This window comes from Romboutsia sp. MSSM.1001216sp_RTP31141st1_G3_RTP31141_220114, from assembly GCF_039031195.1.
Lineage (GTDB): Bacteria > Bacillota > Clostridia > Peptostreptococcales > Peptostreptococcaceae > Romboutsia_C > Romboutsia_C hominis.
Genome location: NZ_JBCIUO010000001.1, coordinates 814,994 through 840,609 on the forward strand (window position 1 = coordinate 814,994; position 25,616 = coordinate 840,609).

The following is a 25,616-nucleotide window of genomic DNA, read 5'->3' on the forward strand; positions in this document are numbered from 1 at the left end:
TTATTTTTTTACAACAAATGGATATAATGTAATTAAATACAAATAATAAGAAAGGGAGTATTTAATGGTAAAGAAAATAAAACCGTACATAATATCACTTATAGTCATTTTGATATATTTAATCATAAAACTACCAGTTTTAAGTTTTGACTTCATATCATTTACATCAACACTTATACTATTTTTTGGTTTATCAGGCATATTAGACATGATGCTTGATAGGTCAGAAAAGACTTCTAAAATGGCAAAATACAATTTTTTTATAGCTATAATACTTATAGTTTATAATATAGCTGTTCCATTTATAACATCTTCACCAATACTTCATTCCAAATCATATAGAAACTTATTAGGAGAGGTTAAGGAAAGCACCTTTACAAAAGATGTAAGTCCTGTAAGTGTAGCAGATATTCGTTTAGTAGATGAAGATATGGCTATGAAATTGGGAGACAAAAAAGTTGGAGAAGTACCAGCATTAGGAAGTGTTGCTAAACTTGGTAAATTTCATATACAAAGTGTAAATGGAAATTTATATTGGGTGGCACCACTTGTACATAGAGATTTAATAAAATGGATAACATCCATGGATGGAACTAACGGATATGTAATGGTATCTGCTAGTAATCCTCAAGATGTAAGATTAGTTCAAAAGATAGACGGGAAACCTGTTAAGATAGTATATCAACCAGAAGCATATCTACATCAAGACTTACACAGACATATGTATTTAAAAGGAATTGTAAATGTAGGTATGACAGATTTTACACTTGAAATAAATGATGAAGGCAGACCTTATTGGGTTACAACATTATACAAACATGATATAGGATATAGCGGTGCTAATGCTATTGGGGTGGCTACAGTAGATGCAGAAACTGGAGAAACTAAGAGGTATAATATAAAAAATGCACCAAAATGGATAGATAGAATACAGCCTCAAGAATTTGTAACAGATCAAATAAATGATTGGGGATTATATGTGAAAGGATTTTTAAATTCTGTAATATCAGAAGAAGGCGTTTTAGTTCCAACTGAAGGAACATCTTTAGTTTACGGAAATGATGATAAATCATATTGGTATACAGGGATAACTTCTTCTGGTGGAGATGAATCAACTATAGGGTTTATGTTAGTTGATACTCGTACTAAAGAAGCTAAATTATATAAACAACCAGGTGCAACAGAAGCAGCAGCTATGAGATCTGCAGAGGGTAAAGTTCAAGAGAAAAACTATGAAGCAACATTCCCTGTGATGTATAATATACTTGGAACTCCTACATATGTTTCATCTTTAAAAGATAAAGCAGGATTAGTTAAGATGGTTGCATTTATATCAGTAGAAGACTTTAGCATATTAGGGCTTGGAGAAACAAAAGAAGAAGCACTTAGGAATTATAGAGAGGCACTTTCTTCGAAAGGAAATAATATAAAAATAGAAAATGATACAACAACAGAAATAGTAGAGGGTACTGTATCTAGAATTAGCCCAGATGTAAAGTCAGGGAATACTTTCTATTATCTGACTTTAGAAAATAATGGTGATAAAGTATTTAATGCAACATCAAAAGTATCTATAGACTTACCACTTACTCAAGTAGGAGATAAGGTTAAAATAACTTACCAAAAAGGGGAAAAGGGATTTGTGGATATAGTTGAATTTGATAACTTAAGTATAGGTAACATGACTAAAGAAAATAAATGATTTAAGTTAGAAGTAGCAAATTTGCTACTTCTTTTTAGTTTAATTAAATATAATATTTGAATTTTTAAATAAATCACCTAAAATTTGTAAATTTTATAGTACTTGCTTAATATAATAATATATGACCTTTAATATCAAATAACTTCAAGGAGATAGACAATATGCTTGGGATAGAAAAAGAGATATTGATTTTAGTAAGTAGAGTTAGGTGTATGACGGAAAATCAATTTGGAAAAGTTTTTGGGACAAGGAAGAAATTCAAAAAAAAATCTTTTAAAAAAACTTTAAGAAAGATGTGCAATGATTATACACTTAGAAAGTATCCATGTAATATAAATTATTCAGGGTATAAAGACAATTCATATGTATATTACCTAAATGGAAGTAAACAATACAAAGGTAAAGAACTTATAAAGGTAGTTGTTGGATCAGAAGTGGCAATCAAACTAAATAATAATGGATATGATATAAAAAGATTCTATAGAAATATATCAGTAGGAAATTCAAAGTATGATTTATTTGTAGAATATATTGATAAATATGGAGATATAAAGCAAATCTTGATAGACATAAAAATAGATGAGAAATTAAACACTTCTAAGTATGAAAACATGGATGAAAAAATAAAAAAATCAACAATACCTTTTTTTGAAACTCCAAAAGTATTAGTTATAACAGGGGAAGAAATAGATGATTTACAAAGAAGTAGGGTAAATAAGTTAGATGGTGAAGTTGAAATAGTAGATATATTTTTAAATAAATTGTTTAGATATATATAAAAGATTTGTATTTATATATAATATAGTATTTAATATTAAAAAAGTGTAGATATTTATTATGCCTACACTTTAAATATGTTTAATCATATTTTTAATAATATCAAATATACAACACATTACAGAAAGTTATTAATTAAAGTGATAATAGCTAAAAAGTTAGGTTTCTAAATGAATATTTACAACACTTTAGCTAAAAATAAAACAAAAAAGTTTTTAAAAATATTAATTTCGATATTTTCTCCTATATGAACAACAAATATGATAGAATTATTACTAGATAATAAGGAGGGATTTAATGAAATTAAAATTAATTTTACTATTATCATTGATATCAATTGTAATGGTAGGTTGTTCTAAAGAAGACGATGATTTAGTTAGTCAGGGAAAAGTTGCTTTAGAAAAACATGAATATGATAAAGCTAGGGACATATTAGCAGATGCATTACAGGCCGATAGTGCAGATGATGAGGCCAGAGCTATGTATATGCAAGCTGTTAATATGGAAAAAGCTAATGAATATGAAAATCAAGGAAATTATAAAAAAGCTATAAAAGAACTTGAACGTATAGAAGATATAAAAGATGGTTCATCAAGTATTAAAAATGAGGCATTAACTAAGAAAAAAGAACTTATAAAATTAGATGAAGAGTATCAAAAAGCTCAGAAAGAAAGGAAAGAAAATGCAAAAGAAGCTTCTAAAAAAGGTGTAATTTATGCACAAAAGCAAGTTTCAAGTATTCAAGCTATAATACTAGCTAAAGAAGAGGAAAATAGAAGAAAAGAAGCTGAAGAAAAGCAAAAAGAAGAGCGAAACTCAAAAGAAAATATGGAAATAACACAACCAATAGTTCCTAATCAACCGGGAACACCTCCTATAATCCCTTCAACAAATCCAGATACTCAACCTATTCCTCAAACTGTAGAACAAAAAATACGAACTATAGTAGATAAAATTTTAAAATAAGGTTGTATAGTACAATAAATAGCTATGATTTAAATCATAGCTATTTATTGTACTTAAATTGTAAATTTTATTTCATATAGATAATATAAAAGAATATTTAATTGATGAAAATTCTTATTTTGAATCTTTAATATTTATCTGATTGTTTATGTATTTACCCAAACAAATTTTTATTAATGCTGCAAAAGGAACAGATAAAAAAACACCTAATATACCAAATAATGATCCTCCTATAAGTACTGCAGATATAACCCAAAGTGGACTAAGTCCTACCTGATCTCCCATAATCTTAGGTCCGATTATATTTCCATCTATTTGTTGAAGAATAAAAATAAATACAAATACCCAAAGTGCCTTAAGGGGACTATAAAGAAAAGTCATAGAAATAGGTAGTATAGCTCCTATAAATGGACCGAAATAAGGTATTATATTAGTTAAAAAAATTATAAATGATAAAAATATAGCATTATCAATTTTAATTATAAACTTAAATCCTAAAAAAGCTAGTATTCCTATTATTAATGAGTCTAATATTCTACCAACTATATAATGATAAAATATATAATTAAAGGTTTTAAAAAATTCTAAAAAAGAATTAGCTTTTTTAGTAGTGGTAATAGCGTATAATAAATTTTTACAACTTAGTATTATATTTTCTTTATCATATAAAATATAAAAAGACAATATAATACCCATTAAAATATTAAAAAATAAAGAAGTTATACTAAGTATATAATTTAAGATATCAGTGGAAGTTTTTGAAGATAAATTATTAAGTTCTTTTAATAGTATATTTAATCCATCTTCTATTTTATATATCAATAGTTTTAATATATCTAAATGAGATATATGCTTAGTAAATACTGTATGTAAAGTATCTATACAATAAGGTATCTCCTTTAATAAAGTGCTCAATGTATTTATTAAAGAGGGGATTATCATATTAGCACAGATAGATACTAATAAAAAAATACCAATATAAGATATTAAAAGACTTAAAATTCTTTTAATATTAAACTTTTTTTCAAGAAATACCATAAATGGGTTTATCAATAGAGAAAATAAAATACCTATAAAAAAAGGACTCAGAATAATGAATAAACCCTTTATATTAGATAATAAATTTTCTGGTGAATCTATAAACTTATATATAAGTATAGTTATAAAAGCTATAAATACATAATACTTTATATTTTCCTTTGAAATCATAATATTCTCCTTAAAAATGTACTTAAATTAGATATATTAATAGTATTTCATATAAACGAAAAAAAATTAGGGTTTTGTTTTTAACAACAATGTATTATTATATATAATTGTAATAATAAAAAGTCTTATATTAGTGAATTATTAGCATGATAAAATATTAAAGAGAAGGTGTAATATGAGGATAAATAAATATATAGCGTCTTGTGGTATAGCATCAAGAAGAAAAGCCGAAGAACTTATAAATGATGGTAGAGTTAGTGTAAATGGAAAAATTATAACAGAATTATCATTTCAGGTAGATGAAGCTAAAGATATAGTAGAAATAGATGGAGAAAAAATAGGACTAGATGAAAAAGAAGTATACATAGTTTTAAATAAGCCAGAAGGATATATAACAACAGTAAAAGATCAATTTGATAGACCAAGTGTACTTGATTTAATAACTGATATAAAAGAAAGAATATATCCTGTTGGAAGACTAGATTATGAAACTAGCGGATTATTACTTCTTACTAATGATGGTGATTTAACATATAAATTAACTCATCCAAAACATGAGATAGATAAAACTTATATGGCAATAGTAAAAGGTGTACCAACTAATGAAGAAATAGAAAACTTTGAGAAAGGTTTGTATATAGAAGATTATAAAACAGCACCTGCTAAGTTTAAAATAGTAAAAATAAATGAAGAAAAAAATTATTCAATATGTCAAATAAAAATACATGAAGGTAGAAATAGACAAGTAAGAAAGATGTGTAGAGCTATAAATCATCCAGTACTTAGACTTAGAAGAGTTGCTATGGGTAAAATAACTTTAAAAGAAACTGAAGTAGGAAGCTACAGACACTTAACTAGTGATGAGATAAAATACTTAAAGAGTATAAAGTAGGTGAATTATGATAAAAGCTAAATATCTAACTAAAGTAATAGACATAAATAAATTGTATCTAGAACAAATAATAAATGAGGGAGATATAGTTGTAGATGCTACTATGGGTAATGGTTACGATACAACATATCTTGCTAAGAAAGTAGGAAAAAATGGTTTTGTATATAGCTTTGACGTTCAGGAACAAGCTATACAATCAACATCTAAAAAGTTAGAAAAAGAAGGCTTATCTTCTAGGGTAAAACTTATTTTAGATGGTCATGAAAATATGGACAAATATATTGATAAAGAAATTTCATGTGTAGTATTTAATTTGGGGTATTTACCAAGAGCCAAGCATATGATTACAACAAAACCAAATACAACAATAAAGGCTATAGAGAATAGTTTAAAGCTACTTAAGCCTCATGGTGTAATAAGTCTTGCAATTTATACAGGGCATGAAGGTGGATTAGAAGAAAAAAATCATGTGTATAATTTTGTTAAAAATTTAAATCAAAGTGAATTTAATGTATTAGAATGTAAATTTATAAATCAAATAAATAATCCACCAGAGCTTATTTTGATAGAAAAGAAAAAAGAGTATTAAGCCATGCTTTAAGCATGGTTTTTTAGCTGATTTATTTCTGAAAAATTTTTTTAAAAGAATTAATTATATAATGTTAGATAAAAATAAAATTATATACATTTTTTATATAAAATCTTAAAATGAATATTTAAAATATATATGTAAAAGTGGTATAATAATAATTGATGCTCAATCAGAAGTTAAAAATAAAGAAAATTTGAATATAGAATCATTTCTAAAAGAATATAGAAATTTTAGTAATATATAAATTATAAGGAGAAAGAAATGGAAGATACTAGAGACTTAAAAGATAGTAAAAAACTTATCTCAGACATACAAGCACAATATCCAAGACTTAGTAAAGGACAAAAGCTAATAGCTCAATATATACTATCAAATTATGATAAAGTAGCTTTTATGACAGCTTGCAAATTGGGGGAAACAGTAGGAGTTAGTGAATCTACAGTAGTAAGGTTTGCAAATGCACTAGGTTATTCTGGATACCCTAAACTTCAAGAAGCACTACAAGAACTCATAAAAAATAAGCTTACAACAGTTCAAAGAGTGGAAATGGCAAAAGAATATTCAGATGATAGTACAATACTTAATAAAATACTAAAAGGTGATATAGATAATATAAAATCAACACTAGAAACAATAGATGAAAAAGCATTTGAGGAATCTGCAAATAAGATACTTAAGGCCAGAAAAATATATATATTAGGTATGAGAAGTTCATTTACTATAGCTCAATATTTAGGCTTTTACTTAGATATAATACTTGATAACGTTCATATAATAAGAATGGATATGGGGGACGCATTTGAGCAAATAGTAAAAATAAATGAAGAAGATGTAATAATAGCTATAAGCTTCCCAAGATATTCTAAAAAGTCATATCAAATAGTAAGTTATGCTAAAGAAAAAGGAGCTCATATAATATCATTAACAGATAGCTTATTTGCGCCAGTTGCATCTTTAGCAGATGATGTATTATTAGTAAAAAGTAATATGGCATCATTTGTTGATTCACTAGTACCTGCATTAAGTATAGCGAATGCTTTAATAGTATCTGTTGGTATGAAAGAAAAAGAAGACATAAAAGAACACTTTAGTGATTTAGAAAAAATTTGGGATCAATACTCTGTTTACGAGTAGAATACATTCTATAAGCAATATACTTTCTCAGTAAACTTGGGTATATTGCTTATTTCTTTTTATATTGAATATTATTTAATAGCAGTAAACTGACATTTATATAAAAACTGACAATTATTTAAATAAAATATTACTAAGATTTATAGAAGTCTCTTTGTCCATTTCTTCTAAAACATGACTATATTTATTCATACTAATCTTAATATCACTATGTCCTAATCTATTAACAACAGTTTTAATATTTGTTCCAGATAATAACACTAATGTAACGTTTGTATGTTTCCTCTTTAGTATAAACATGTGCTTCAAATTCATCTTTTTATATAAAATTACATGTATTCTCATTGATCTCTTTTAGTCTATAACTTTTAGATAATACAGCCCTTAAAATAAAAATACACTATCTCCGAATAGAATTTTAGACTTAGAACAAAATGAAGAAATCTTATATGATAAAGAAATACATAGATTAGAAGTGATGCAAAAAAAGACTAGAAAAGCAACAGTTAAAAAGAAATGTGAAAATAGAATACTTAATTCCTTTATTAATATTTTTTGTATAGATTTACCAGGAATACATTTTATATGTTTTTGAAAGTTATCAAGTATTTTTATTAATTATTTGCTGTTACAGGGTGATCTTCTAATAAATTTATTATGTCAACTATTTCAGAGTAATTAGGTTCTATAAAGGCCAAAAAGTTAAATTTTTTAAATGATTTTAGATAATTTAACCTTTCAAATAATAATTTCATATTTGCACTTCTTATTTTTAAGAGTGTCCATCCTCTTAAATATTAAATTTAACGTTTTATTTTCCTATTATGATAATGTATTAAAAATTCCCCCTTTTTATAAGTTTAATTATTTTTTCTTAATCTATTAAATAAGTGTAATATTCTACTCAATGTGTTTTATATGATAAGAAATAAATTATAAAAAATATTATATAAACATTTAATAATTTGTTTTTGGATTAAAAAATCATGTTATTATCTAAAATGATTCATATGAATTTACTTTATAACTGTTTAATTTATATATAATCTTATGATTAAATTAATCATAGATAGATCGTACTTCAGTGGTCCATTATAGTCTATTGATATATAAGTATATGTCGTATCTTATTGAAAAATTTGATGCTTTATGTTTTTTAATTGAATATATTCACAAATTGTCTAAATAATGAATATTATATATTAAATTGATATTATATTCTCAAAATTTATAGAGAACTCAGAATGATTATTTAAAAATTTTAACTATGAAAATAAGATCAATTTGATTATTTACTATTATTAAAAAATAAGTTCACGAATTAAAAAATTAAGGAGGACAATCATGGATAATTTAAGTACTGTTGAACTAAAGTGTGGTTGTGGATTCGCTAGACCATATGTTAAACGTCAGGTTTATAATAATTCATATAATCCAAAAACTGCATTGAGAAGAGGAACTTTGTTTCCAGAATTAGATTTAATAGAATCTAACAATTACAACGATTGGCTATACGCAAATCCTATGAATAGAGTTAAATTTAAACATAGAGAGGATAGATGTGAATGAGATCAAGTAGAAGGAATCTTTTAGATAAAGTTTTAGAATACAGTTTTGCTTGTATAGAATTAAATTTATATTTAGATAATAATCCAGAAGATAAAAACGCTTTAAATTCATACAACCAATATAGCGATAAGTATGCTCAAGCCAGATATGATTATGAAATTAAGTATGGACCATTAACCAATTTTGGGTATTCACCAAGCAATTATCCATGGAGATGGGTATGTGGTTATTGGCCATGGGATAATGAATTTTATGAATAAAAATATAGAAATATTAAAAATATTAAATATAGATTAAGGAGGACTACATTAAAATGTGGATTTATCAAAAAACATTAGAATATCCAGTTAACATAAAATATGCAGATCCAAGGATGGCTAAACTTATAATGACCCAATTAGGTGGACCTAATGGTGAGTTGGCTGCAGCAATTAGATATCTTCAACAAAGATATACTATGCCAACTGGAAAATCTCGTGCACTTTTAACTGATATAGGTACAGAAGAAATGGCTCATGTGGAAATAATTTCTTCAATTCTATATCAATTAACAAACAATTGTACTCCTGAAGAACTTAAGGCTGCTGGACTAGGTGCAAATTATGCAACATTTGGACATGGACTTCAACCAGTAGATGCTAATGGAGTAAACTTTACAACTGATTATATTAATGTGTTTGGTGATGCTGTAACTAATTTACATGAGGATATGGCGGCCGAGCAAAAAGCATTAGCGACTTATTACCAATTAATAAATTTAACTGATGATCCTGATTTGAAAGATATATTTAGATTTTTAGGAGAAAGGGAAGTAGTACACTATCAAAGATTTGGCGAGGCATTAATGGATGTTTACGACTTTACAGAATGTAGACAATAATTCTAATAAAATACTAAATAAAAAAATCTTATATATTAGCTATATTTTATCTTAGTAAAATATAGTTAGCAAATTAACATATTTCAAGGGCTAAGTAACCAGTTTGAAAAGTATAATTACAGTGCATTTGCTGCAATACTCCCAGAGTAATAGTTTGGGAGTATTTTTATGTACTTCTACATATATTTATATATAAATTTTAATACAAAAGACCAAAGACAAAATGTATAGACTATGGTCAGGTCACTTACGTCCAATTATACTAGTTGTTCATATATACTAAACAAGTTTGTAGCTCTATGCTTATATATTTACTTGTAGAACATAAGTGTATACTAAGCATATGCCAAAAGTTGTATGTCATATTGTAAAAAATAAATTATATATTTAGATTTTCTAGATGATAATTACAATATTCTATTTATGAATGGATTTAAAATAAACAATATACTTATTTTGGTATATAGCTTATTTTTTTAATTTTTAAGTACTATATAATCTTTTAAGTTTATAAATTATTTATATACATTAAAATGCTTTAAATATACTTCATCTTTTTCTTTCTTAGAGCGAGTATCGAAAGGATTGTTTATAAGTGCTTTTACATATAAACTAGTATAATTATAACTTAAATAATTGATATAATGACACCACATATAAGTTAGATATCGATAAACTTGAGATATATCACTTTCCAAATGCTCCTTTTCATATTCTTTAATATCTATATTGTATCTAGTATCAATTTCTTCTTTTAAGTGAAAAAGTGCCATAATAGTTTCTGTAAAAGTTTCGTGATCGTGTAAATATTCATTACTTATTAAAATTACAAGTAAGTTCTTGCTTTCATGAAGAGAATCTTTTATTACAGTTAAGTCAATATTATTTAAATCAATTTTATAGTCATATTTAGATGTAATTAATTTAATATTTTTAAAATAATCAACATCATTTATTAGTCTATCTAAATCAACCATATTTCCAATATTACTAATATTTTTATCACAAATAGTAAACTGATTCAGTAATTTAGTTCCTATCTCTGTAAAGAATACGCCTATTAGTAAACTAAGCTTTTCTACTATATGCGCTCTTTCTCTTTTTTCTAGTAATTTGTCTATAAATAATGTTGTGAAAAATACTTCCATAGGTATAAAGGCTATATCTGCAAATAAAAATATCAAAGTGTGATGAGCATCTTTAAATATTAAGTAATGTATATAGTGCAAAAATAGTGACAATAAAATAAGAAATGCACCTATTAGTATATTTTCATTTTTAAATTTATTCATTATATCCTCCAGCTTTTAAAATTAAATACTTCATTTACATATAGAAAGTAAGTAATTATGTATTTAATAATTTTTGCCAAAGTTAATGATGATATACATTTTTAGTTAAGATAAATTTTACCTAGTATTACAAGATAACTATATTTTTAATTTATTTGAATTATCTCTCAGGTACTTTCTTTTATTTTTATAATTTGGTATTACACTTTCAACTAAGTTCCAAAACTCTTTTGAATGATTCATATGTTTTAAATGACATAACTCATGCACTAATACATAATCAATAATATCAATAGGCGCTAAAAATATCCTCCAGTTTATGTATATATTACCTAGAGAAGAGCAAGTCCCCCACGTAGTCTTTTGTTCTTTAACTTTAATATTTTCAGGATATATATTTAAAATTTTAGAGTATATATTTAATCTTTCTTTAATTTTTTTATTACCAGAAGTTATAAACCATTCTTTGAGTAATTCATAAATCACATTACGTCTATTTGATATACCTATATGAGAACTTATGTCTACTATAAACTCATTTTCTTTTAAATATATACTATTTTTAGATAAGAATTTATTATTATTAATTCTTAATGTATATGGACTTCCAAGGTAATAAATATTATCCCCATCTATAAGTTCAAGTTTTTTTGTACTAAAATTTATCTCATCAAGTTCATGTAATTTATTTAATATCCAATGAATCTTAGATTTTAATAAATCATTAATATAGAAATTAGATATATCACTTGGTGAAGTTACAGTAACTATACCAGGATATTTAACTTTAATATAAATATTTTTTATATTAGATTTTTTTATTATAGAATTATTTTTGTATTTAATTTCATGCAATGGATTAATCCCCCAAATAAATGTATTAACTTTATTTTACATAAAAAAATGGATTATTAATATAAAAATATGTTGACAATACTACAAAAAGATAATAAAATCATTAGAAATAAACAATTTAAATAGTCTACGTATAATCCCAATAATATGGTTTGGGAGTTTCTACCAAGAACCTATAATTCTTGATTACGAAGGAGTTTTACTTGATTTTAATGTATAAACTTCTTTGTGATCAAGAATTTTTTTATACAAAAAACTAAAAATATAAAACATTAGGGAGGCAATTTATTATGAGAAGATTACCCAAAATAGAACTACATTGTCACTTAGATGGGAGTGTTAGACCACAAACAATAATAGATATAGCAAAGAGGGAAAATATAGAGATACCTTCATATAAAGAAAATGAAATAAAAGAATTGGTAATGATAAAAAAAGATTGTGCATCGCTTAATGAATACTTAGAGAAATTTGACTTACCAAATAAAGTAATGCAAAGTAAAGTAAGCTTAAAGCAAATAGCTTTTGAACTTTTAGAAGATGTACAAAGAGAAAATGTAAAATATATAGAGGTTAGGTTTGCACCACTTTTACACACTAATAAAGGACTAAGTGTAGAAGAGATAATACAAAGTGTAATAGACGGAATAAAAGAAGCTCAAAATATATATGATATAAAGGGTAATGTAATATTATCTTGTTTAAGAACTATGAGTGTAGAAGATGGACTTAAAGTTGTAGAAGCAGGGAAAAGATTTATAAATAAGGGAGTAGTAGCTATAGATTTAGCAGGATGTGAGGAAGAAAGATTTTGCAATAAATTTAAACCTGTAATAGATAAAGCTAGAGAGTATGGATATAATGTAACAATACATGCAGGGGAAGCTGCAAGTGGTCAAAATGTTATAGATGCTATAAATTTACTAGGTGCAAAAAGAATAGGCCATGGTGTTAGAATAAAAGATATGAAAGAAGCTTATGATTTAGTAAAATCAAACAAAGTATATCTTGAAATGTGCCCAACAAGTAATATTCAAACTAAAGCAATAGATGATTTTAATAATTATCCATTATATGATTTTTATAAAGATGGAATATATGTAACGTTAAATACAGATAATCGAACAGTATCTAATATAGATTTAACAAATGAGATAGATTTAATATTCAGGAAGTTTAATATTAATAAAATAGAGTATAAAAATATATACTTAAATACAGTAGAAGCAACATTTTCTGATGAAGAAACTAAAAACTGGTTAAAAAGCTTTATATAAATAAAGACCACTTCTTGGCTAGATAAATTATCCAAGAAGTGATATTTATTTGAAATAATTTATTATAGTTTAATAAATTATTCTACAAGTAGAATATGGCTACATTTTTTTAGGTTCATCATAAGTAGTACCAAATGTATCTACTTTAATTGACTCTATAATTACTTTTCTAGTAGGCATATCATTTTTGTCAGTCTCAACATTTTCTATTTTAGAAACTACATCTATCCCGTTAACAACCTTACCAAAAGAAGCATATTGGCCGTCTAAGTGAGGAGAATCCTTAGTCATTATAAAGAATTGACTTCCAGCACTATTTTTATTTTGACTTCTAGCCATAGATAATACTCCTTTAGTATGCTTTAAATCATTTTTAAACTTATTCTTAGTAAATTCTCCATAAATACTATATCCAGGGCCACCCATACCAGTGCCATCAGGGTCCCCACCTTGAATCATAAAGTCTTTTATTACTCTATGAAAAGTCAAGCCATCATAAAAACCATTATTAGCTAAGTATATAAAGTTACTAACTGTATTTGGGGCTATATGAGGGTATAGTTCAGCCTTAATAGTTCCAAAGTCTTTAAATATTATAGTAGCAATAGGAAGCTTTTCAGGTGGAGTTCTAACCTCATCAGCCATTTCATCATTTGAAGAACATCCAACTAAAGCTAAAGCTCCTGCAACTAAAGCTCCTATAAAACCTTTCTTTGTTTTAGTTCTCATAAAATCACCATCCTAATTAAATTTTAGTCGTTTTATTATAGCATAAAAAAATTAATAAAAGATTGATATATCTATATTTTTCCAATATGAATTTTTATTTTAGCATTATATATAAATTACTACATATAATATGTAAAATATTTATATATAAACTAAAAATACTTTTTACATTATGGAGGTAAAGACATGAAAAAAATACAAAAATACATATCAATACTTTGTATAGTATTTTTATTTTTAGTTATATCAGTTAATATAAATTCTTATGCAAATGAACCTATAATGGAGTACAAATTTACCGTAGAGCAACAAAAAGTAAAAAGAGCAGAGTTTATATGGAGAATCTGTATAGAAAAACTTAGACAAGAAAAAGTATTAAGTAACACAGATGCTAAAGCTATAAACAAATATATATCTGATAAAATGGAAAATAAAAGATATGAAGCTCATATCAATAACTATAAATATCAAAAAAAATGCACTTAAAATAAAAAATGTAGATAATATTGTATCTAAAAATATAATAACGAAGGAACAGGGAGAAATATTGAAAAAAGAATTATCAAAGTATAATCTAAATAATTTAGAATACTAAAATGATATGTAGAAAATACATATAAAATAAGGTACTATAAAATGGAAAGGGGGGGATATAATGAAAAAATATAAAAATATAATATTTGATATTGATGGTACTATATTAAATACAGCAAATATGAACATATATCCATTAATCAAGCTAATTAAAGAAGAAAAAGAAATAGATATGACATATGAAAGTCTTTTATTTGCCTTGGGTCTTCCAGGAAAGAAAACTTTAGAGATATTAGGTTTTAATAATATTGACAAATCTTATGAAAAATGGGTTCAGTATGTAAATGAATATGAAAAAAAGGCAACACTCTATGATGGCATTAAAGATATTATAAAACATATGCACTCTAAAAATATAATATGTGGCATTGTAAGTTCTAAAAATAAGTCTCAATATGAAATTGACTTTATGCCTACAGGACTTCATGAGTGTATGAATGCTATAGTATTAGAAGAAGATACAAAATATCATAAGCCACACCCAGAACCACTAAAAAAAGTAATGGAAATACTAAATATAAATCCATATGATACATTATATGTAGGGGACTCCATATCGGACTATAATTGTTCTAAGAATTGTGAAGTAGACTTTGCTTTAGCTTTATGGGGCGCTGTAGATAAAAATATAAATGCAACTATAAGTTTAAATGAACCTAGTGATATATTAAATTTTATATAAAGATAAAATAGATTATGCTTATATAACCATAATCTATTTTTTATTATTTAAATTTATTTGTATACTTTTTATTTTTCTCATTTTTAAACATCTTAGATCTTTTTTCAAAAGAAGGACAAGTACCTTCTAACCTTTTTTTAGTAGTATTAGTCATTTTGACATTACTCTCTGAATTAAATTCTAAACTAGTATTTTTCTTCATAACAATTTTTCTACTATCATATCTTTATAGTTAGTATGTCTATATAATTTATAAAATATTTATTGTGAAAGTATATAAAATCATATTTATAAAAAGTAAAAAATGTTGACTTCCATAATAAAAAGAGTATTATATTGTTAGTACAAAAATAGAAATTTAACGAAATAAGAGGTGAAAATGTTGCATAAAATTAAGGTTCACATCAAAGAAAGTAGCTTGATATTAATTTCCTTTCTAAGATGGTTTGTGCTAGCATCTATATCTGGTGCTGTAGTTGGACTAGTAATATCTTTATTTTTAAATTGTTTACAATTTGCAACAAGTACAAGAAAATCTAATCCTTGGCTCTTATACCTACTTCCATTAGGAGGAGCATTAGTAAGTTACTTATATGCCAAGTTTGGAAGAGACTCAGCTAAGGGAAATAACCTTATAATTGAAAGAATTAATGAAGGTCAAGGCCATATACCGTTTAGGATGGCTCCACTGGTATTTTTTGGAACATTTATTACTCATTTATTTGGTGGATCAGCAGGTAGAGAAGGTACTGGAGTACAAATAGGTGCAAGTATTTCAGCAAAGATAGGTAGAATACTAAAATTAAAAGGACTAGATTATACAATATTAATAATAAGTGGAGTTAGCAGTGGTTTTGGAGTAGTGTTTGGAACACCTATAGCAGGTACCGTATTTGGACTTGAGGTAAGCTCTATTGGCAAAATGAGATACGAAGCTATAATACCATGTTTTGTATCAAGTTATATTGGAAATTTTATAGCTAAATTACTTAATGTTCACCACAGTCATTACAATGTAGTTGATGTTATAGGTGGCGTTGATGTATTTTTTAAGGTAATATTGTGTGCGGCTTTATTTGGTCTTACTAGTAAACTATTTGCAGAACTTACACATGAATTAAAGAAATTTTTTAGCAAAAAAATACCAAATTCAACTTTAAAAAGTTTTATAGGCGGAATAATAATTATAATTATTGTATTAATACTTGGAACCAGAATATATTTAGGATTAAGTTTGGATTTACTAAGTGATTCATTTACAACAGTAGTTTCTAAAGATTCATTTATAATAAAACTAGTATTAACTTCACTTACTTTAGCTGTAGGTTTTCAAGGTGGTGAGGTAACTCCATTATTTGTAATAGGTGCTACACTTGGAAATTTACTTGCTGGAATAGTTGGATTACCTATTTCATTTTTAGCAGGTATGGGTATGATAGCTGTATTTGCTGGAGCAACCAAAACTCCTATATCATCATTTATAATGGGAATAGAGCTATTTGGTTCTTCGAATATAGAATATCTATTTATAGTTTGTGCAATAAGCTATGTGTTTGCAGGTAGAAGTACTATATATACATCTCAGAAAAATTCATTATTTAAACCAGATGAAGAAGATATATATACTTAAAGAGAATATATGATAATATAAGAATACATATTATTAAAAGGTAGGGAAAAATATGAGTAAAAAGGGTAATATTTTAATAGATTCACTTTTAGAAAAAGGGAATATTTATAAGTTAAAATGTAATAAATGTAAATCTATATCAGTTCAAATTACTGAAAATAAAGAGCCAGATTATAAATGCTCTGATTGTGATGGAATATATACGATAATTAAATAATATCCATGTAAAATGAAAGGAAAAAGTACTTACTAAAGTTAAATAACTTTAGTAAGTACTTTTTCTAATTTTATTCTCTAATAAATAATATTAAATTAAAAAATATATATGTAAATAGTACTTTTTATTTAAAACATTTAGAACATGGACTGTAACCTTTATTTAAAGCTTCTTTTTCAGTCAATTTTATAGCGCCCTTCATTCCATGAGAAGTTCTTGATTTATGATAGGAGTTAGACTTACTATTACCACCATTAGCATATACTACATTTTTATCATTTGAATTTATAGTATTAGAACTTTCCTCTTCATTTATCTTAGACATATCATATCCTTTATCAGTTACATACCCATTAATTGACCATATATTCAACTTATTAGATTTAGCTTCGCTTTGAGTTTTATTTAGTGCATCAAGATGTTTAGTTTGGTTGTATATATAGCCAACTCTTGCTAATCCTTCTTCTACAACTCTTTCATTATACATTTCTAATTTTTTGTGTTCAGGGCATGTATACCATAAATATCCAAGATATCTTCCATATTTATCTGTTGAAGTTTTTCCATCAAGTTCAAAGTAAACAGTATCTCCTTTTTTTAGCAATGATTTAGCAAATTCAGAAGCTTCCGGACCATATTTTTGTACACCAATATTTGGATGCTTAGTTTCTGGAGTATCTATTAATAATAATCTAGTATCAACTTCTTTATTATTAGGAAGTATTATTTCAACTGTATCTCCATCTACAACTCTATCAACAGTAGCTTTTATTACATCTTTAGAATTTACATCTAAACTTTGACTTACATTACTCTTATGATTAGAAATTTGACTATATAATACTTTAGAATTAGAAGTTTTACTAGTACATCCTGCAAAAAACAATGGTATTGATATTACAATAGATAGTAAACTTCTTTTATATTTTAGTTTTTCTAAAATTTTCATTTAATTCACCTCTTTTACATACTTTATATATAATACTATTTATATTAAATTTAATGCAACTATTTTGTAGTAAAATGATGAAATTTGTTCATGAAAATTTAAAATACTTTATATAAACTATAACAAATAAAAAATTTCATATATGTAAAAAACTTATCTTGTTTATCATTTAACTCTTTTTCTTTTTTTATCATAATATCTTTTACTTGTTCCTTACTTAAATTAGTTTTAGCTACTATATCTGTCATGTCTACATTATTATTAAGAAGCTTTTTAGCATATTCTATAGTTTTTTTGTATTCATCTTTTCTAAAGTTGCTCATATAGTATATCCTTTCAAATAATAGATTTATCTATAAAAAGATTTTTAACCTATACAAAATTTGTGCCTAAAAATGTTTATATAAGGATATAATGGGTATATAGTCATTAAATAATATTATATATAATTTAAAATTTAGATAAACTAAAACTTTTAGGAGGATACAAATGTCAAATTGTAGTTCATGTCCATCAAAATCAAGTTGTAAGAGCCAATCTACTTGTAATATAGAAAATAATCCAAAAAATAATATAAAAAAAGTTATAGGTGTTATGAGTGGTAAAGGTGGCGTTGGTAAATCAACTGTAACAGCACTACTTGCTAAGAAATTAAATAAAATGGGATATAAGGTTGGGATTCTTGATTCTGATATAACAGGACCTAGTATTCCAAGGCTTATGGGAGTATCAAATGAGAGAGCTATATCTCCAAATGGTAAAGATATATACCCTGTAATAACTAAAGAAAATATAAAAACTATGTCTGTAAACTACATGGTAGATAATGAAAATCAGCCAATAGTTTGGAAAGGTCCATTAATAGGAAATACTGTAAAGCAATTTTATAGGGATGTTATGTGGGAAGATTTAGATTATTTATTAATAGATATGCCTCCAGGTACAGGAGATGTAGCACTAACTGTTATGCAGTCTATTCCTTTAACTGGAATAGTAATGGTATCAGTTCCTCAAGATATGATATCAATGATAGTTGCCAAAGCTGTTAATATGGCCAAAATGCTAAATATTGATATATTAGGTGTAGTTGAAAATATGAGCTATATACAATGCCCTGATTGCGATAAAAAAATAAAGTTATTTGAAGGAGAAGAAACTGAAAAATTCTTGAGTGAAATGAATTTAAAGTTACTTGGAGAACTTCCTATGACTAAAGAAATAATAAATATAACTCACAATGGAGTAAATGAAATAAGTATGGAATTAGATAGTATACTAACAGGTATAGTGAATAATATAAAATAATTAATAAAAATAAAGCTGCTAAATTAGTAGCTTTATTTTTATTTTAAATCTATAATCTAATATATAATTAAGATAAGGGAGATGACTATTATGAAGCTTATAGATTTACATTGTGATACAATAGATAGATTGTTGGAAGAAGATAAAGATTTATATGAAAATAATTTTTCTGTAGACATAAAAAAGTTAAGAAAATCAAATTCTATTTTACAAGTATTTGCATTATATTTTGACCTAAATAAATATAGGTTAGATCCATATAAAAGGTTTGAAGACATGTATGAAAAATTTAATAAAGAGATAATTAAAAATAGGAAGTATATAGGTCTAGTAACAAGTTATCAGGATATAGTATCTAATATTAATAATAATAAAATATCAGCAATTCTTTCAATCGAAGAAGGAGGAGCTATAAATGGAAATATAGATAATTTATATAAAATACATGATAAAGGTGTTAGATTAATAACATTAACTTGGAATTATGAAAATGAAATAGGTTATCCTCATAATAATCACGATTTTAGATACAATTCTTTAAAGCCATTTGGGAAAAAAGTAGTTGAATGCATGAACGAACTTAATATGATAATAGATGTCTCTCATTTAAATGATGGAGGGTTTTATGATGTAGCGAATATATCTAAAAAGCCATTTGTAGCATCACATTCAAATGCTAGAAGTATAACTAATGTAACTAGAAATCTAAGTGATGATATGATAAAAATATTAGCAAATAGTGGTGGTGTTATGGGAATAAATTTCTGTAGTTATTTTACAGGAAAAAGCTCCATAACTAAAATAGATGATATAATATATCATATAAAACATATAGCAAATATTGGTGGAATAGATGTAATTTCTATAGGAAGTGATTTTGATGGAATAGAAAATGCAGTCGAAGTTTATGATATAGGTGAAATGGAAAAACTTTATTACTCACTAAAAAAAGCTGGATTTAAAGAATGTGAAATCGATAAAATGATGTATAAAAATGCATTAAGAGTTATAAAGGATGTTCTCTAGAAAGTTTTAAAAAGAATAGATTAACATAATATAAATCTAAAGAATATCATACATTAAAATGAGTTTTAGGAGGTATATTATGAAATATGCTAGCTATAAAAAAGGAGTTATAATTGATATAACTAGTTTTGAAAACGGTGAGTATATATTTATAACTATAGGCGAAGAGCCAGGTAATATATACACTTATACAAGGCTTGTATATTCTGATAAAACTTTAATACTAGATAACGAGTATAATGAAATATCTGTTAAAAATTTAAATATAGGAGACTTTGTAGTCGCATATCATTCTAACATTATGACCTTAAGTATACCACCACAGACTAATGTATGTATAATTGAAGTTAAGTAGTCATATAAGGAGACAAAATATGAAAAAGCTAATGATTATAGAAGATTCAAAGACTATAAGAGAAGAGTTAAAAGCATTACTTAATAGATATGGTTATGAAGTATTTGCATCAGACAAGTTTGAAAATATAATAAAGGATATAGAAAATGAAAAACCACATTTGATATTATTAGATATTAATTTACCTATATATGATGGATTTTATATATGTAGAGAGATAAGAAAAATTTCTAATATACCAATAATAATAGTTACAAGTAGAGACAATGAAGTAGATGAACTTATGAGTATAAATTTAGGTGCAGATGATTTTGTAACTAAACCTTATAATACACAAATACTTTTAGCACGTATAAGTTCTGTATTAAAAAGAGTTTATAATGATTCAGAAAATATGGATATTCTTGAATTCAAGGATTTAAGTTTAAACCTATCAAAGGGAACTGTAAAATCATCTATAGGTTCTTTAGAAATTAGTAAAAATGATATAAAGATATTATCTTACCTTATAAAAAACAAAGAGAAAATAGTAACTAGAGAAGAATTAATGAACTACATGTGGAATTCAGACTTATATGTTGATGATAATACACTATCTGTAAATATAAATAGACTTAGAAAAAAATTAGAAGAAATAGGTCTTAAGGATTATATAGAGACTAGAAGAGGACTTGGGTATATAATGAAATAAAAAAGTGTAACTAATTTAGTTGCACTTTTTTATTATACTTAAAATATATTATATATGTTTTTTAAAACGACAGATTATCTTGTTTTATGTAACTATATATATTTTTTTGAATATATATATACTAAAAGAAAATTATAAAATGGAGGGGTAAAATGTCTAAAAAAAACAACAAAAATTCTAAGACTAAAAAGATAAATCAGAAAAATTCAAAGAAGAAACCCCAAGAATCTGTAAATATAAATAATGAAATAAAACAGATATTACTAAAAAAATTAATAGAAAAGATAAAATAAAAACCTGATAGCATCAGGTTTTTATTTTATCTTTTTAAAGAATAAGATTAAAACTTACGGGAAAATTAAATAGTAAATTATAAAAATTATATAAGAGGTGCAGACATGGCAAATGAAAGACAAACTATAATACATAGTTCACTTGGTTCTGTATTTAGCGTTTTTAGTGAAGAAGAATTAAAAAAATTAACAAAAGAAGGTAAAAGAAGAATTGCTATCTCTGGAAAAATTAATTCTCCAGGTATAATAGAAGTTCCTAAAGGTGCAACACTTGCTGAAATAATAACTATGGCAGGAGGGCTATTAAATGATAGTGGATTTAAAGCAGCACAACTAGGTATGCCATTTGGAGGATTTATAACTGAAGATAATTTAGATCAAGAATTAGATTTTAAATTATTTGATAAAAACACAAGTCAAACTATAATAATTCTTTCTGACGAAGACTGTATAATACAATATGCTAAATTTTATATAGATTATCTTTTAGGTAAGATGCAAGATGGTAGTTTAGATAACTATTTAGTTGCTAAAAAAGAGATAATAAGAATGTGGAAGCTACTTGATAGAATCAGCAAAGGTAGAGCGAATATGAGAGATATTTTCTTTCTAAGAAGACTTGCAAGTACAGTAAAAGAAAAAGTTAATCAAAAACACAATATAATGGAAGAAATTATAGATAAGTTTTATGATGAGATAAAAGAACATATAGAAGGTCACCGATGTTATACATTTCAGTGTAACCATCTTATAAAGCTATCTATAACTAAAAAATGTATAGGATGTGGAGCTTGCAAAAGAGTTTGTCCGGTTGATTGTATTGAAGGAGAAAGAAAAAGTAGACATTACATAGATTATACAAGATGTACCCACTGTGGACAATGTGTAGCTGCTTGTCCAGTAAATGCTATAACTACAGGAAATAATACTTTTAGATTTTTAAGAGATCTAGCTACACCAAATAAGTTAGTAATAACTCAAATGGCACCTGCTGTTAGAGTTGCAATAGGTGAAGCTTTTGGACTTGAACCTGGTACTAATGTGGAAAATAAAATATCATCGGCGCTTAGACAGATTGGCGTAGATTATGTATTCGATACCACTTGGGCTGCAGATTTAACTATTATGGAGGAAGCTGCTGAACTTCAAGAGAGAATTGAAAAATATTACTCAGGTGATAAAAGTGTAAGACTTCCAATACTTACATCTTGTTGTCCTGCTTGGGTTAAATTTATAGAACAAAATTATGCTGATATGTTAGACGTACCATCATCTGCTAAGTCACCTATGCAGATGTTTGCAACGGTTGCAAAAGATATTTGGGCAAAAGAAAAAGGGCTAGAAAGAGACCAGGTAACATTGGTTTCTATAATGCCTTGTATAGCAAAAAAATACGAAGCTTCAAGGGCAGAGTTTTCACGTGATCTTAATTATGACGTTGATTACGTTATAACAACTAGTGAATTAATGACGTTATTTAAAGATTCAAATATAGATTTAAGTCAAATAGAGGATTCTCCTATTGATTCGGTACTGGGTGACTACACAGGAGGAGGAATAATATTTGGTAGAACAGGAGGAGTTATAGAAGCTGCGACTAGGACTCTTTATGAAAATATGACTGGTAAAAAACTAGAAAAAGTTGAATTTGAATCTCTTAGAGGATGGGATGGTCTAAGGGTAGCAGAAGTTAAAGTTAATGATTTAACATTAAGAATAGGTATTGCCTATGGTTTAAGAGAAGCTGGTAAACTCCTTGATAAAATAAGAAATAAAGAAGAATTTTTTCATGCTATTGAAATAATGGCATGTCCTTATGGATGTGTTGGTGGAGGTGGACAACCTAAAGCTAAAAAAAGACTTGAAACTCTTCAACAAAGAGCTGAAGGTTTAAATTCCATAGATAGATCATTAGACCTTAGAGTATCCAAAGATAATCCTAAGGTAAGAGCAATCTACGACAATCACTTAGATCATCCATTAAGCCATAAGGCACATGAATTGCTTCATACTGAATACTTTGTGAAGGTAAAAAGAGGAAAAGATGAAAACACTGATGCAAGTAAAGAAGAATAGAAACTTACTTAAATAATGATCTTTAAAGAAAGAGTGAATTTTATGGGTAATAAAAAAATCTTTTTGAGAGATATTAAAAATAATGAACAAATAAAAACCTCTCTTATGGTTATGAAATATCTTCATAGGGATGGTAATAAATATGTATTTAATATGAGTGATAAAAGTGGTCATATTAAAGCTAAACTTCCTTACAGAGTACCATTAGGTAAAGTTTTATCTATAGATTGTAAGAAGAATTCTATATTAGATATAGAAGAATTTGATGAAATTAAGGATTATGACCTCAAGGATTATTTACCAACAACTAAAGAGCCTATAGAAAATATACTAAATGAAATAGAAGAAATATCAAAAAAATATATAATATCTACAGAAGGTAAACTATTAAATGATTATTTTTTCAAAGATGAAGAATTTTTAAATAAATTTAAAGAAGCTATAGGTGGAGTATCCATGCATCATAATTATATAGGAGGTCTTGCTGAACACACTTTAAATGTAATGTACTTGACAAAAGTGTTATGTGAAAGATACTCTTGCAAAAGAAAAGAAATAGCAATATTAAGTGCTAAGCTTCATGATATAGGTAAATTATATGAACTTGAATACCATGGTCCATTTAAGTATACTCTACAAGGAGAATTAGAAGGACATATAGTAATTGGAGTACAAATGTTAGATAGAGCTTTTAATAATATAGATTATACATTTAGTGAAGACTTTATAAGAAGAATAAAAGGATGTGTAACTCAACATCATGGTAAAATAGAATATGGTTCTCCAAGGCCAGCTAACATGGAAGAATCATTTATAATAAATTATGCAGATTCAGTCGATGCTACTATGAATAAGATAGTTCAAATAAAAGATAATACAAGCGATGATGAATGGTCTGAGTATGATAGAAGGCTAGAAACAAAGCTTTATTTATAAAACATAAATAATTCTAAAATTAAAAACCATATGAAATTTTGTTAAAAATAAAGTCACGAGTAAAACTTGTGACTTTATTTTTTATATAATCTGCATGTAATAATATCAATGATTTGTTATACTTGTTTATATATAAATAAAAACATAAGGAGAATGATATGAATAAAAAAATAGGATTTATAGGTTGTGGTAATATGGCTAAAGCTATGATTAAAGGAATTATAAATTCAAAGCTTATTAGACCCGAAAACATATATGCGTCAGCTTTAAGTGAAAATACTTTAAATAATGCAAAAGATGAATTTAATATAAATACAACAAAAGATTCAAGAGAAGTTGTATTAAGGTCAGACATAATTGTTATTGCTGTAAAACCTAATATATATGATATAATACTTGATAATATTAAAGACGTAATAGATAATAAAATAATAGTAACTATTGCAGCTGGAAAAACTATATACTCTATAGAAAATATAATAGGCGATGATAAAAAAATAATAAGAACTATGCCAAATACTCCAGCGCTTGTAAACGAAGGTATGAGTGCACTTTGTAAAAATAAAAATATATCGGATCAAGATTTAAAAGATGTAAAGAGTATTTTTGATTCATTTGGAAAAAGTGAAGTAGTAGATGAAAACTTAATACATGCTGTTATAGGAGCGAGTGGTTCATCTCCTGCATATGTATTTATGTTTATAGAGGCTATGGCAGACTCATGCGTATCTCATGGTATGTCAAGGGATATGGCTTATAAATTTACATCTCAGGCTGTTATGGGAGCGGCTAAGATGGTATTAGAAACAAATATTCATCCAGGTGAATTAAAAGATATGGTGTGCTCTCCAGGAGGAACTACTATAGAAGCTGTAAAATCTTTAGAAGAAGAAGGTTTTAGGAAATCTATAATAAAAGCAATAGATAACTGTATTGATAAGTCAAAAAAAATGAGTAATGCTGACCTTTCTAAAAAATAAATTATAAT

At 26.1% G+C, this 25,616-nt stretch carries 31 protein-coding genes and 1 riboswitch; of the genes, 22 read left to right on the top strand and 9 right to left on the bottom strand.

Going from position 1 to position 25,616, the window contains the following annotated elements:
• Nucleotides 1–64 precede the first annotated feature (64 nt).
• From ABCP60_RS04075 to ABCP60_RS04085, 3 genes are all read left to right on the top strand, one after another.
• The gene (locus ABCP60_RS04075; protein WP_092925930.1) at nt 65–1,702 is read left to right on the top strand and encodes a hypothetical protein; all 1,638 of its coding nucleotides are present in this window, start codon (nt 65–67) and stop codon (nt 1,700–1,702) included.
• Nucleotides 1,703–1,863: 161 nt separating this feature from the next.
• On the top strand, nt 1,864–2,481 hold the full coding sequence (locus ABCP60_RS04080) for a hypothetical protein (RefSeq protein ID WP_092925928.1): 618 nt from the start codon (nt 1,864–1,866) through the stop codon (nt 2,479–2,481).
• A gap of 295 nt (nt 2,482–2,776) precedes the next feature.
• On the top strand, nt 2,777–3,445 hold the full coding sequence (locus ABCP60_RS04085; protein ID WP_166505372.1) for a tetratricopeptide repeat protein: 669 nt from the start codon (nt 2,777–2,779) through the stop codon (nt 3,443–3,445).
• A gap of 114 nt (nt 3,446–3,559) precedes the next feature.
• Here the strand turns inward: ABCP60_RS04085 and ABCP60_RS04090 are convergent, their stop codons facing one another.
• Nucleotides 3,560–4,654 carry an AI-2E family transporter gene (locus ABCP60_RS04090; RefSeq protein ID WP_166505373.1) on the bottom strand — a complete coding sequence of 365 codons (1,095 nt, stop codon included), beginning with the start codon at nt 4,652–4,654 and terminating at the stop codon, nt 3,560–3,562.
• A gap of 175 nt (nt 4,655–4,829) precedes the next feature.
• Here ABCP60_RS04090 and ABCP60_RS04095 point away from each other — a divergent pair, with 175 nt between their 5' ends.
• From ABCP60_RS04095 to ABCP60_RS04105, 3 genes are all read left to right on the top strand, one after another.
• Nucleotides 4,830–5,546 (top strand): pseudouridine synthase, encoded by a 717-nt coding sequence (locus ABCP60_RS04095; protein ID WP_343101311.1) that lies wholly within the window; start codon nt 4,830–4,832, stop codon nt 5,544–5,546.
• A gap of 7 nt (nt 5,547–5,553) precedes the next feature.
• The gene (locus ABCP60_RS04100) at nt 5,554–6,135 is read left to right on the top strand and encodes a class I SAM-dependent methyltransferase (RefSeq protein WP_166505375.1); all 582 of its coding nucleotides are present in this window, start codon (nt 5,554–5,556) and stop codon (nt 6,133–6,135) included.
• 264 nt (nt 6,136–6,399) lie between these two features.
• Complete coding sequence (locus tag ABCP60_RS04105) at nt 6,400–7,272, top strand: MurR/RpiR family transcriptional regulator (protein ID WP_092925918.1); 873 nt, start codon at nt 6,400–6,402, stop codon at nt 7,270–7,272.
• A gap of 114 nt (nt 7,273–7,386) precedes the next feature.
• On the opposite strand, the gene ABCP60_RS04110 is transcribed toward ABCP60_RS04105, so the two are convergent.
• Nucleotides 7,387–7,572 (bottom strand): integrase, encoded by a 186-nt coding sequence (locus tag ABCP60_RS04110; RefSeq protein WP_195237714.1) that lies wholly within the window; start codon nt 7,570–7,572, stop codon nt 7,387–7,389.
• A 314-nt stretch (nt 7,573–7,886) separates the two neighbouring features.
• On the bottom strand, nt 7,887–8,027 hold the full coding sequence (locus tag ABCP60_RS04115; RefSeq protein ID WP_343101312.1) for a hypothetical protein: 141 nt from the start codon (nt 8,025–8,027) through the stop codon (nt 7,887–7,889).
• 589 nt (nt 8,028–8,616) lie between these two features.
• Here ABCP60_RS04115 and ABCP60_RS04120 point away from each other — a divergent pair.
• From ABCP60_RS04120 to ABCP60_RS04130, 3 genes are read left to right on the top strand one after another with little or no spacing between them, the layout of a single operon-like run.
• The gene (locus ABCP60_RS04120; RefSeq protein ID WP_195237718.1) at nt 8,617–8,841 is read left to right on the top strand and encodes a spore coat associated protein CotJA; all 225 of its coding nucleotides are present in this window, start codon (nt 8,617–8,619) and stop codon (nt 8,839–8,841) included.
• Entirely contained in the window at nt 8,838–9,101 is a 264-nt protein-coding gene (locus ABCP60_RS04125; RefSeq protein WP_195237720.1) for a spore coat protein CotJB, read from the top strand. Before ABCP60_RS04120 ends, ABCP60_RS04125 begins: the two co-directional genes overlap by 4 nt.
• Nucleotides 9,102–9,154: 53 nt before the next feature.
• Nucleotides 9,155–9,721 carry a manganese catalase family protein gene (locus ABCP60_RS04130; protein WP_195237722.1) on the top strand — a complete coding sequence of 189 codons (567 nt, stop codon included), beginning with the start codon at nt 9,155–9,157 and terminating at the stop codon, nt 9,719–9,721.
• A 515-nt stretch (nt 9,722–10,236) separates the two neighbouring features.
• Here the strand turns inward: ABCP60_RS04130 and ABCP60_RS04135 are convergent.
• On the bottom strand, nt 10,237–11,013 hold the full coding sequence (locus ABCP60_RS04135) for a hypothetical protein (RefSeq protein ID WP_343101313.1): 777 nt from the start codon (nt 11,011–11,013) through the stop codon (nt 10,237–10,239).
• Nucleotides 11,014–11,151: 138 nt separating this feature from the next.
• On the bottom strand, nt 11,152–11,868 hold the full coding sequence (locus ABCP60_RS04140) for a SprT family zinc-dependent metalloprotease (RefSeq protein ID WP_343101314.1): 717 nt from the start codon (nt 11,866–11,868) through the stop codon (nt 11,152–11,154).
• A gap of 109 nt (nt 11,869–11,977) precedes the next feature.
• A riboswitch (purine riboswitch) is annotated at nt 11,978–12,077 on the top strand.
• 81 nt (nt 12,078–12,158) lie between these two features.
• On the opposite strand from ABCP60_RS04140, the gene add reads away from it, so the two are divergent.
• Entirely contained in the window at nt 12,159–13,145 is a 987-nt protein-coding gene (add, locus tag ABCP60_RS04145) for an adenosine deaminase (protein ID WP_343101315.1), read from the top strand.
• A 99-nt stretch (nt 13,146–13,244) separates the two neighbouring features.
• Here the strand turns inward: add and ABCP60_RS04150 are convergent, their stop codons facing one another.
• Nucleotides 13,245–13,790 carry a peptidylprolyl isomerase gene (locus ABCP60_RS04150; RefSeq protein ID WP_240276264.1) on the bottom strand — a complete coding sequence of 182 codons (546 nt, stop codon included), beginning with the start codon at nt 13,788–13,790 and terminating at the stop codon, nt 13,245–13,247.
• Between the two features lie 270 nt (nt 13,791–14,060).
• Between ABCP60_RS04150 and ABCP60_RS04155 the strand changes: the two genes are divergently transcribed.
• Together ABCP60_RS04155 and ABCP60_RS04160 are read left to right on the top strand one after the other, a co-directional pair.
• A complete protein-coding gene (locus ABCP60_RS04155) occupies nt 14,061–14,360 on the top strand; it encodes a hypothetical protein (RefSeq protein WP_343101316.1) in 300 nt (99 codons plus the stop codon).
• A gap of 169 nt (nt 14,361–14,529) precedes the next feature.
• Complete coding sequence (locus tag ABCP60_RS04160; protein ID WP_166505382.1) at nt 14,530–15,150, top strand: HAD-IA family hydrolase; 621 nt, start codon at nt 14,530–14,532, stop codon at nt 15,148–15,150.
• A gap of 43 nt (nt 15,151–15,193) precedes the next feature.
• Here ABCP60_RS04160 and ABCP60_RS04165 read toward each other — a convergent pair whose 3' ends face one another.
• Nucleotides 15,194–15,352 (bottom strand): hypothetical protein, encoded by a 159-nt coding sequence (locus ABCP60_RS04165; RefSeq protein WP_166505383.1) that lies wholly within the window; start codon nt 15,350–15,352, stop codon nt 15,194–15,196.
• 177 nt (nt 15,353–15,529) lie between these two features.
• Here ABCP60_RS04165 and ABCP60_RS04170 point away from each other — a divergent pair, with 177 nt between their 5' ends.
• A complete protein-coding gene (locus ABCP60_RS04170; protein ID WP_202819469.1) occupies nt 15,530–16,780 on the top strand; it encodes a chloride channel protein in 1,251 nt (416 codons plus the stop codon).
• Nucleotides 16,781–16,832: 52 nt separating this feature from the next.
• Nucleotides 16,833–16,997 carry a hypothetical protein gene (locus ABCP60_RS04175; RefSeq protein WP_166505384.1) on the top strand — a complete coding sequence of 55 codons (165 nt, stop codon included), beginning with the start codon at nt 16,833–16,835 and terminating at the stop codon, nt 16,995–16,997.
• 124 nt (nt 16,998–17,121) lie between these two features.
• Here the strand turns inward: ABCP60_RS04175 and ABCP60_RS04180 are convergent, their stop codons facing one another.
• Nucleotides 17,122–17,946: a thermonuclease family protein gene (locus ABCP60_RS04180; RefSeq protein ID WP_092925907.1), complete on the bottom strand. Its 825-nt coding sequence runs from the start codon at nt 17,944–17,946 to the stop codon at nt 17,122–17,124.
• 98 nt (nt 17,947–18,044) lie between these two features.
• Nucleotides 18,045–18,269, bottom strand: coding sequence for a hypothetical protein (locus tag ABCP60_RS04185; RefSeq protein WP_092925905.1), 225 nt, complete (start codon nt 18,267–18,269; stop codon nt 18,045–18,047).
• A gap of 166 nt (nt 18,270–18,435) precedes the next feature.
• Here ABCP60_RS04185 and ABCP60_RS04190 point away from each other — a divergent pair, with 166 nt between their 5' ends.
• The 8 genes from ABCP60_RS04190 (at nt 18,436) to proC (ending at nt 25,608) form a co-directional block, all read left to right on the top strand.
• Nucleotides 18,436–19,251, top strand: a complete 816-nt coding sequence (locus tag ABCP60_RS04190; protein ID WP_092925903.1) for an Mrp/NBP35 family ATP-binding protein — start codon at nt 18,436–18,438, stop codon at nt 19,249–19,251.
• Nucleotides 19,252–19,341: 90 nt separating this feature from the next.
• Nucleotides 19,342–20,277, top strand: coding sequence for a dipeptidase (locus ABCP60_RS04195; protein ID WP_092925901.1), 936 nt, complete (start codon nt 19,342–19,344; stop codon nt 20,275–20,277).
• Nucleotides 20,278–20,356: 79 nt separating this feature from the next.
• Complete coding sequence (locus tag ABCP60_RS04200; protein WP_343101317.1) at nt 20,357–20,632, top strand: hypothetical protein; 276 nt, start codon at nt 20,357–20,359, stop codon at nt 20,630–20,632.
• Between the two features lie 19 nt (nt 20,633–20,651).
• Nucleotides 20,652–21,323 carry a response regulator transcription factor gene (locus tag ABCP60_RS04205; protein ID WP_092925897.1) on the top strand — a complete coding sequence of 224 codons (672 nt, stop codon included), beginning with the start codon at nt 20,652–20,654 and terminating at the stop codon, nt 21,321–21,323.
• Between the two features lie 152 nt (nt 21,324–21,475).
• Nucleotides 21,476–21,616, top strand: coding sequence for a hypothetical protein (locus ABCP60_RS04210; protein WP_166505387.1), 141 nt, complete (start codon nt 21,476–21,478; stop codon nt 21,614–21,616).
• A 105-nt stretch (nt 21,617–21,721) separates the two neighbouring features.
• Nucleotides 21,722–23,692 carry a [FeFe] hydrogenase, group A gene (locus ABCP60_RS04215; protein ID WP_092925895.1) on the top strand — a complete coding sequence of 657 codons (1,971 nt, stop codon included), beginning with the start codon at nt 21,722–21,724 and terminating at the stop codon, nt 23,690–23,692.
• Nucleotides 23,693–23,734: 42 nt separating this feature from the next.
• Nucleotides 23,735–24,628: an HD domain-containing protein gene (locus tag ABCP60_RS04220; protein WP_092925893.1), complete on the top strand. Its 894-nt coding sequence runs from the start codon at nt 23,735–23,737 to the stop codon at nt 24,626–24,628.
• Between the two features lie 158 nt (nt 24,629–24,786).
• Nucleotides 24,787–25,608 (top strand): pyrroline-5-carboxylate reductase, encoded by an 822-nt coding sequence (gene proC, locus ABCP60_RS04225; protein ID WP_092925891.1) that lies wholly within the window; start codon nt 24,787–24,789, stop codon nt 25,606–25,608.
• The last annotated feature ends 8 nt before the right edge of the window (nt 25,609–25,616 follow it).